Source organism: Johannesbaptistia floridana (genome assembly GCF_057440575.1).
Genome location: NZ_JALKVM010000311.1, coordinates 1 through 8,227, shown reverse-complemented (window position 1 = coordinate 8,227; position 8,227 = coordinate 1). Strand labels below are relative to the sequence as shown.

Sequence of the window (8,227 nt, the reverse complement as noted above, 5' to 3'; positions counted from 1 at the left end):
CAAATGAGCAACTTTTAGCAGTAATGAGTAGATATTTTTCAACTGTATTTAGCCCATGATGATCTTCCATGCTGCTTGAGCTGCCTCTTGAAGGCGATCGCCTAAAGCCTTAATTTCATCTACAGTTTTTTGCCAATTTTCTTGAGCATCTCTTTGAATCATTTCTGCTGAATGTTCTATTCTTTTAGGATCTAGTAGTTGATTTTGTTCAATCGCTTCTCTAGCATTGCGAACAGCATTGATATAAGCTTCTTGAGTCAAAGTTTGAGCATTTTCGATTTCAGATTGTGCTCGTCTTCTAATTGCTTCTACTAAAGCTTTTGTTTCTGCTTTCACCTCATCGCTTTCTCCTGCCATTTCTTTTTCTACTAGAGAATTAGTTTCTGGACTTACAGGAATTATATCTGTTTCTTTTGTTTCCGGTGTCTTATTAGTTTCGTTCATTTTGTTTTTTTATATATATTTATCCTAGAAATGGTTTATTAGTACAAGATTGTTTACTCAATAGGACCGACAACACCTAAATATAAAGATTGTACTAATAATTCTTTTTTCTATTGTTACTATTCTAACAAGATAGTTTTAGCGAAGAAAAAGTTCATTCTTCTTCCCACACTTCCCAAACTAATAACTTTTGACACAGGTGGAGAAGCAAAAGATGAATCCCTCAAACTCACACCAAAGCATCTATACCTAATGTTACTGGTTGTGTTTGAGTAATGAGTTTTGAAGTAAGAAGTCTTGAAGTCTTGAAGTAATGAATAGTGAGTTTTGAAGTAATGAGTTTTGAAGTCTTGAAGTCTTGAAGTAAGAAGTCTTGAAGTTTTGAAGTAATGAGTTAAAGAATTAATGCGATCGCGCTTAAAAATTGGTTGACCGTTGCTACTTTTCTTAGGGTGAAGAGAAATGAACTTTTTCTGAGGTTAATTTAGTACATAAGTACTGCTGGAAGATGTGAGTCAAAGGCTATAGTTAACGAAAATGAAATTAATTCTGTCGAGATACTTATTTTTTGTCTGATACTGAATTAATTTTTACTCCAGCGGGCGTAAATACAAATATAGAATCACCTATACGTTCAGAAGATCCTCCGATTGACTTAGTTACACCCCACAAGAAATCAACGCATTTCTGGGCTAAATCACTATCATTCATAACCATAGGAGTTAGATTGAGAACTACGCTACGACCTTCATATAAAATTTGCGCATATTTTGGCATTTCTTCAAAAGACTTTGGTTCAACTACTATTACTTCGATTTGGGACGAATTAACAAGTTTTTCCGCTGCCCTTCCCCCTTCCTCGGCTTCCCTGGTTTGGTAACTAGCACTCAGTTGGTTTACTTCAGTTTTAACCTGGTCAGAAGAGATATTCTCATAACTACTATAACTAGGTTTATTTACCTCAATTTGATATTGACCAATCAATTGATTTAATTGAGAGTTTATATCTGTTTCTATCGATTGCAGTGCGGTGGTTAAAGAAGTCTTCCCTAACACATCTGGTGGTAATGATAATTGCTCCAAACTATCAATAGTTTGCCAGTATGCTGCATCTAAACCATCTTTAATGTACTCTTGTTTTTGATATCCTTTGACCAGGAAATCAAGCAACTCAGCTCCTAAGTTACCCTGATTATCCCAACTAGATACACACAAATCTGTTTGGAATAAATCTCCTACTAATACCCTAATTTCTTCTACTGTAGCTGATAATTCTTGGTCTATATCTATGACTTGGTCAATTAAACCCTGAAAAGGAGCTAATACTGGGCTCATAATTTTTTCAAAGTTTTTAGCTATTTCTGCTAATTTAGTTACATCTTGTTCGATTTTATCTATTTCTTTTTGTAACTCATAAGCCTCTTGATAGCTCTTGAGTCTAGATACCATATTCTCTAGTAATTGTTTTTGCTCAACTTGATCGCTGGCTAATTTTTGAATGCTACCATTGATTAATTGGATTTTTTTGAGCATTAATTGAGCGACACGGTGCAAAACAAAGGCATTTTTAAAGATTTGTTGCTTTTGTTCTTGATATACGTTGAATAAAACTGGATCCGTTTTGGCTTTTGCTTCTTGTGCTAAACGCTTCTGTTCAACATTAGCTAAATCTCTACACCTTTGATAGACTATTCCTTTTAATTCTTGGGTTAATTCTAGAAAAAAGTGTTCATAGGAAGTTTTATGCTGACTCAGAAAATTAATGATACCATTATAGTCTGTTACCAATCTCTCTAATTCTTGGAATTTCTCATCAAAGGTAATTTCTCTGTTAACAGTGATTAGTTTTTCAGTTTTTATCCAGAAAAATACTCTTTCAGAGGTTTTTTGCCTAATTTGGCGTTGGTTTGCTCTAATTAATTGTTGACGAGCTTTGATATTTTCTTGTAACTGAGTAAAACCAGGGCTATTGAGTACTGGTAAATAATAGGTTTTCTCATATATTGTAATTGGTTGAGTAGATACGTCTAGAGATGACTGGCTTAACTGAGGATCACTGGTCATAGCTTTTGTGATTATTTTTTGTTATAGTGATCATATTATCGTAATTTATCTTTAGATAAATTATGGTCATAAGTTTTCAAAAACACTTGGTCTTGTCTCTGTGCCAAAATATAATTTTAACAATAATAAACAAGCTTGATTATATACTGCTCACAGATTCCCTACATCACCATTGACTATTGCCTATTGCCTTTTTCAAGTTAGGAATTCAAGGTCTCTCATGAAGAAACCATTTATCTGTCGAGAGTAGTTCTTTAGCATGGTCTCTGAGAGATATACCCGGTAAAATTGTTGTACAAGGGGCAATTAATTCCTGTTCCCAGGCTAATCTAAAAGCCGCTTCCGGGGTAGTTGGCTTTTTTTTAGTTATTATCTGTAGCATGGTGCCGTAGTGCGCTACTAATTCAGCTTCATACATTTCTCCCCATTTCTTCAGTAAAGCGATTAATACTTCTGTTGTACACATTTCGGCTCCATACCAATGAATATAAGCAGGAATTTCCCAACTATTAGAGGTAGGCATCAGGAGTAAGCTAATAGTTTCATACTGAGGTTCATACCAGTTTAAATAACTTGCATCTTCACTCTCTCTAGCTTGTTGAGAAAAGCATTCAATTTCCCAATTAAATAACCATTTTTCTAAACTAGAATGATCATATATTTCTTTGTTTTCAATTAACTTGGCTATTTCTTCTAAATCTGGGGTTATTCCCCATTTTGTTTGTAGGTCTGACCAAGACATTTCTATGTTATCTTGCCAATTATCGTCAAACTGTCTTCTCGCTAAATTTTGTAATTCTGCCTCTAAATCAAGAATATTCGCTTGATTAATTAAATCTCTGGCTGAGTGTTCATAATCTTGTTTATTGACTTCTATAGTAAAAGGAAAAGAACTAAATAAGTCATGGTCATTAATAACTAAAATTGGCCATCTCTCGGTTAAAGTTAACTTTTGTCTGAGAATTTCCCAAGCGGCTAAAGCCTCATTATTATCAATAGCAATAGCTAATACTCCTGTTGTTTCAGGCAAATCAATCTTAGTAAGATGGTAATTCTCTAAATTAGTTCCCTGTAAAATTTTTCTTAGTTCCTCAATACTATTAATCATATTAAAAAGTCAATCCTTTACTCATTTTTACTTTTAATTAAGTCCACCTACTTAAGCTATGCTTGATAAGGAACTCACCAAATCCTTGTATAGCTCCGGGAGAGGGGGAGCAGGGGAGCTCCGGGAGAGGGGGAGAAATTTTAAGTAAAATTACTTAATTTGTGGATAAAATGTATATTACTATACATTAATTTCTTAGACAAAATCTAAAAAAGCACAAACACACAAGTTACGTTTTTTGTCAAGTTTTTTGTCAAGAAAGATGTTTATAAAGGATAGCTACTTAAGTGAGATAGAAATCAAGAAAAAGCGATCGCCAATTACCTCTTCTTAGCAACAAAACCTATAATTAAATGAGGTAATCAAGATTTCTTGATCACAAAACAATTTCGTTCAACCCATTCGCTTCTGTAATTCTTTATAAACTTGGCGCAAATCAACCTGATGGTGAGCTAAGGCTACTAGGGTGTGATAAAATAAGTCCGCTACTTCTGAAGCTATCTCCTCGGGTTTGTCATCTTTACAAGCCATAACTACTTCGGCGGATTCTTCACCAATTTTCTTGAGAATTTTATTATCTCCACCTTGAAATAATTTACAGGTATAAGAATCTTCTACAGGATAGTCACGGCGATTTACTATTATTTTAGCTAGTTCTGATAATATATCTCCAGGAGGTGCTGATTTGTCTTCATCAGCCAAATGAAAACAACTTCTTTCTCCCGTATGGCAAGCAATATCTCCCACTTGTTCAATAGTAAGCAGTAGAGAATCACTATCGCAGTCGTAACGAATTTCCTTAACGTTTTGAAAATGACCAGATGTGGCACCTTTGTGCCATAATTCTTGTCTCGAACGACTCCAATACCAAGCTTGTTGAGTTTCAATAGTTTTTGAGAGAGAGTCTCTATTCATCCAAGCTAACATTAGTACTGTACCATCTAAATAGTCTTGGGCGATCGCTGGTACTAATCCTTGTTCGTTGTAGCGAATTTTATCTAGGGGAATCGATAAAGACATTCTTGATTTCCTCTAATTATCACCATCAATTTTAACAAAATTTGGGAGTTTTTTTTTCCGAATTCCTCAAGATTGCCTCCTGCCTTAAAATCAAGATAAATTATGAAAATAGCAACCTGGAATGTTAACTCAATTAGAACTAGACAACAACTAGTTTTAGACTGGTTACAAAAACATCAAGTAGATATACTCTGCCTTCAGGAAACTAAGGTAGTAGATGATGATTTTCCCCTCACTCCTTTTAAAGAATTGGGTTACCATACTTATATATCTGGACAGAAAGCTTATAATGGAGTAGCTATATTTAGTTCTACCCCTTTAGAGAAAATCAACATAGGTTTTACTCCGGTTTTGGGTGCAGATGTAGTTGGAGATTTAGACAGTCAAAAACGCCTCATCACTGGAGTAGTTAACAATATTTGCATTGTGAATGTTTATATACCCAATGGCGCAAGTGTTGATAGTGAGAAGTATGAATATAAATTGCAATGGCTGCACTTACTGAGAGAATATCTCCAAAATTTAATCAAAACCGAGAAACTTGATATTTGTCTGTGCGGTGATTTTAATATAGCGCCAGAAGATAGAGATATATATAATCCTAAGAATAAGCAAAATCATATTATGTCTTCCCCAAAAGAAAGAGAGGCTTTAGCTGCTATTGCTGAGTTAGGGTTTGATGACGCTTTACGTAAATTTACTCAAGCAGAGGGGTTATATAGTTGGTGGGATTATCGCGCTTCTGGTTTTAGTCGCAATCGCGGCTGGCGAATTGACCATCACTATTTAACTGCAAATTTATATCAAAGATTAAGAGATTGTGTCATAGATATTGAACCAAGAAAACAAATAAAACCGAGCGATCACGCACCAGTAATTATTGATTTAGCAGAAAACTGAGTTAAATTAGAAAAAAAGTACTCATGGAACAAAACCCTATATTAATCTGGTATCGTAATGACTTACGGATACATGACCATAAACCCCTAAATGAAGCCCAAAGAAAAAACCCTCTAGTAATCCCCTGTTACTGCTTCGATGACCGTCAATTTATGACCACATCTTATGGTTTCCCGAAAACGGGAACTTGGCGATCGCGATTTCTGATTGAGAGTGTTACTGATTTACGTAACTCTCTAGCTAAACTAGGCAGCAACTTAATTGTGAGAAAAGGGTTACCAGAAGTAATTATTCCCTCTCTTTGCCAAGCTTTAAAGATTTCTGCTGTCTATTTTCACCAAGAAGCAACCTCAGAAGAATTAGCCGTAGAAACAGCATTAAAAAAAGCTTTAGAGGAAATCAAAGTTCCTTATAAATCCTATTGGGGTGCCACTCTCTACCATCCCCATGACTTGCCTTTTGAAATTAGTGAATTGCCAGAAGTATTTACCAATTTTCGTAAAGCAGTAGAAAAAAAAGGCAGAATCAAAAAGCCCTTAGCATCCCCTCAAGAATTACCACCTCTACCAGAAATAGATTTAGGCATGATTCCTACCTTAGCTGAGTTAGGTGTAGAATCCCAGATAGCAGATAGTCGAGGAGTATTAAACTTCCAAGGAGGAGAAACAGCAGGAATAGCTAGACTAGAAACCTATTTCTGGGAAGAAAACTGTTTAGGTAACTATAAAGAAACTCGTAATGGTATGTTAGGGGCTAATTACTCTTCTAAATTTTCCCCTTGGTTAGCTCACGGTTGCCTCTCACCGCGCTATATTAATCAACAAGTCCAAGATTACGAAGACCAAAGAGTAAAAAATGATTCCACCTATTGGTTAATATTTGAACTTCTCTGGCGAGATTATTTCCGCTTTATTGCTAGGAAACATGGCGATCAATTATTTTTCCTCTCAGGGTTACAAAAACTCAATTTACCTTGGCAGGAAGACTGGGAAAGGTTTCAACTGTGGCAAGAGGGAAAAACTGGATTTCCTCTAGTAGATGCTAATATGCGGGAAATCGCTGCCACGGGTTTTATGTCAAATCGAGGAAGGCAAAATGTAGCTAGTTTCCTAACTAAGAATTTAGGCATAAATTGGACTATGGGGGCAGAATGGTTTGAATCTTTGTTAATTGATTACGATGTTTGCAGTAATTGGGGAAATTGGAACTATACTGCGGGTGTTGGTAATGATGCCCGAGGATTTCGCTACTTTAATATTGCTAAACAATCTCGTGATTATGATCCTCAGGGTAAATATTTAAAACATTGGTTAACTGAATTGGAGTCTTTACCTGGAGATAAAATTCACGACCCCGGGAAGCTATCTGTTGGAGAACAAAAGCAATTTGGGGTTACATTAGGAGTAGACTACCCTAGACCTGTTGTTGACTTTTGGAAATCAGTTCAAGCTAACCAAAAGAAATACGAATCAGCTTTGAGTTGAGTTTGGGTTAATTAGGGCGAACGACGGGACTTGAACCCGCGAGTGGTGGAACCACAATCCACTGCCTTAACCACTTGGCCACGCTCGCCATACAACTCCTTATCATAACATATAAATTGCTAGAAAATCAAATTATCAAGGAAATTTTTTTTAATTTATGTTGAGTTTAAATTTAATTACTAAAATCGGTATCTTTGGATTAGTATTAGTCGGGGGTTTTCTGATGTGTACTAATCCAGGACATTATGCCTATAAAAAATATGCCACAGAAAGCCTAACTACCTATGTAAAAAAAGAAGTCTGCGACGATGGTTTAGATGAAGACCAAGATGTTCTTTCTTCTTCTTGTCATACTCTCGTAGATATATCTCGACCTCAATTAGAAATGATTATTGCCAAAAAAACCGAAAGGCAAAATTTTCTCTTGTTTAGCGTTTATGAGACTGATTTTCCCTTTTTTCCCCCTCTATCTAGTTACCGTGTTGAAACTATAGGCTTTTTACAAAAGTTTTATATATATAATATTGAGAAAATTTAGCCCAGTGCCTAGATTCCGAACAGCTCCAGAAGTAGTAGCGCCCTAAGCTTCGCTCAGCTCACATCTTTTACCAGTACTTATGTACTAAATTAACCTCAGAAAAAGTTCATTTCTCTTCACCCTAAGAAAAGTAGCAAAGGTCAACCAATTTTTAAGCGTTTAGCATTAATTCTTTAACTCATTACTTCAAGACTTCAAGACTTCAAGACTTCTTACTTCAAAACTCCTTACTTCAAAACTCATTACTCAAACACAACCAGTAACATTAGGTAAAGATGCTTTGGTGTGAGCTTAGGGCGTTCTCAAGATGCGGAGCGAGGGAATAGGAGTGACAGCCAGCAGTAGAATCTATTATTAAAATTAATCATTCACATAAGTTTACTTAAAGTTAATACCCTTTACAAAAGTTAACAAAATCTGTTAAGATAAAAATATAGGGAAAAACAAAACCCTCAAATCATCTGCACATATTAAATTAAATAGCAATTATAAACACAATGACTACTACTTTACAACAGCGCTCTTCTGCGAGCCTTTGGGAACAGTTCTGTCAGTGGGTAACTAGCACTGAAAACCGTCTTTATGTAGGTTGGTTCGGTGTTCTCATGATCCCTACTCTCTTAACTGCAACTATCTGCTACATCATCGCTTTCGTAGCTGCACCTCCTG

At 35.6% G+C, this 8,227-nt stretch carries 7 protein-coding genes, 1 tRNA gene and 1 pseudogene; 4 read left to right on the top strand and 5 right to left on the bottom strand.

Annotated features, from left to right (window positions below; translation table 11 throughout):
* Positions 1–48: 48 nt before the first annotated feature.
* The 4 genes from MW688_RS18275 to hisIE all read right to left on the bottom strand — a co-directional run bounded on the left by MW688_RS18275 (position 49) and on the right by hisIE (position 4,636).
* On the bottom strand, positions 49–444 hold the full coding sequence (locus tag MW688_RS18275) for a hypothetical protein (protein WP_486737448.1): 396 nt from the start codon (positions 442–444) through the stop codon (positions 49–51).
* A 561-nt stretch (positions 445–1,005) separates the two neighbouring features.
* A complete protein-coding gene (sepF, locus tag MW688_RS18270; protein ID WP_486737447.1) occupies positions 1,006–2,508 on the bottom strand; it encodes a cell division protein SepF in 1,503 nt (500 codons plus the stop codon).
* Between the two features lie 208 nt (positions 2,509–2,716).
* Positions 2,717–3,616, bottom strand: a complete 900-nt coding sequence (locus tag MW688_RS18265) for a DUF4253 domain-containing protein (RefSeq protein WP_486737446.1) — start codon at positions 3,614–3,616, stop codon at positions 2,717–2,719.
* A gap of 393 nt (positions 3,617–4,009) precedes the next feature.
* The gene (gene hisIE, locus MW688_RS18260) at positions 4,010–4,636 is read right to left on the bottom strand and encodes a bifunctional phosphoribosyl-AMP cyclohydrolase/phosphoribosyl-ATP diphosphatase HisIE (RefSeq protein WP_486737445.1); all 627 of its coding nucleotides are present in this window, start codon (positions 4,634–4,636) and stop codon (positions 4,010–4,012) included.
* A gap of 102 nt (positions 4,637–4,738) precedes the next feature.
* On the opposite strand from hisIE, the gene xth reads away from it, so the two are divergent.
* Together xth and MW688_RS18250 are read left to right on the top strand one after the other, a co-directional pair.
* Positions 4,739–5,536 carry an exodeoxyribonuclease III gene (gene xth, locus MW688_RS18255; protein WP_486737444.1) on the top strand — a complete coding sequence of 266 codons (798 nt, stop codon included), beginning with the start codon at positions 4,739–4,741 and terminating at the stop codon, positions 5,534–5,536.
* A gap of 23 nt (positions 5,537–5,559) precedes the next feature.
* Positions 5,560–7,020: a DASH family cryptochrome gene (locus MW688_RS18250; protein WP_486737443.1), complete on the top strand. Its 1,461-nt coding sequence runs from the start codon at positions 5,560–5,562 to the stop codon at positions 7,018–7,020.
* A gap of 15 nt (positions 7,021–7,035) precedes the next feature.
* Here MW688_RS18250 and MW688_RS18245 read toward each other — a convergent pair.
* Positions 7,036–7,108, bottom strand: a tRNA-His gene (locus tag MW688_RS18245).
* Positions 7,109–7,177: 69 nt separating this feature from the next.
* On the opposite strand from MW688_RS18245, the gene MW688_RS18240 reads away from it, so the two are divergent.
* On the top strand, positions 7,178–7,558 hold the full coding sequence (locus tag MW688_RS18240) for a DUF4359 domain-containing protein (RefSeq protein WP_486737442.1): 381 nt from the start codon (positions 7,178–7,180) through the stop codon (positions 7,556–7,558).
* Positions 7,559–8,055: 497 nt separating this feature from the next.
* Positions 8,056–8,227, top strand: a pseudogene (locus tag MW688_RS18235) (photosystem II q(b) protein); the annotation flags it as partial.

Bases quoted from the DNA above. Each gene is read 5' to 3' on its own strand.
- MW688_RS18275 (WP_486737448.1), bottom strand. From the start codon at position 444: ATGAACGAAACTAATAAGACACCGGAAACAAAAGAAACAGATATAATT.
- sepF (WP_486737447.1), bottom strand. From the start codon at position 2,508: ATGACCAGTGATCCTCAGTTAAGCCAGTCATCTCTAGACGTATCTACT.
- MW688_RS18265 (WP_486737446.1), bottom strand. From the start codon at position 3,616: ATGATTAATAGTATTGAGGAACTAAGAAAAATTTTACAGGGAACTAAT.
- hisIE (WP_486737445.1), bottom strand. From the start codon at position 4,636: ATGTCTTTATCGATTCCCCTAGATAAAATTCGCTACAACGAACAAGGA.
- xth (WP_486737444.1), top strand. From the start codon at position 4,739: ATGAAAATAGCAACCTGGAATGTTAACTCAATTAGAACTAGACAACAA.
- MW688_RS18250 (WP_486737443.1), top strand. From the start codon at position 5,560: ATGGAACAAAACCCTATATTAATCTGGTATCGTAATGACTTACGGATA.
- MW688_RS18240 (WP_486737442.1), top strand. From the start codon at position 7,178: ATGTTGAGTTTAAATTTAATTACTAAAATCGGTATCTTTGGATTAGTA.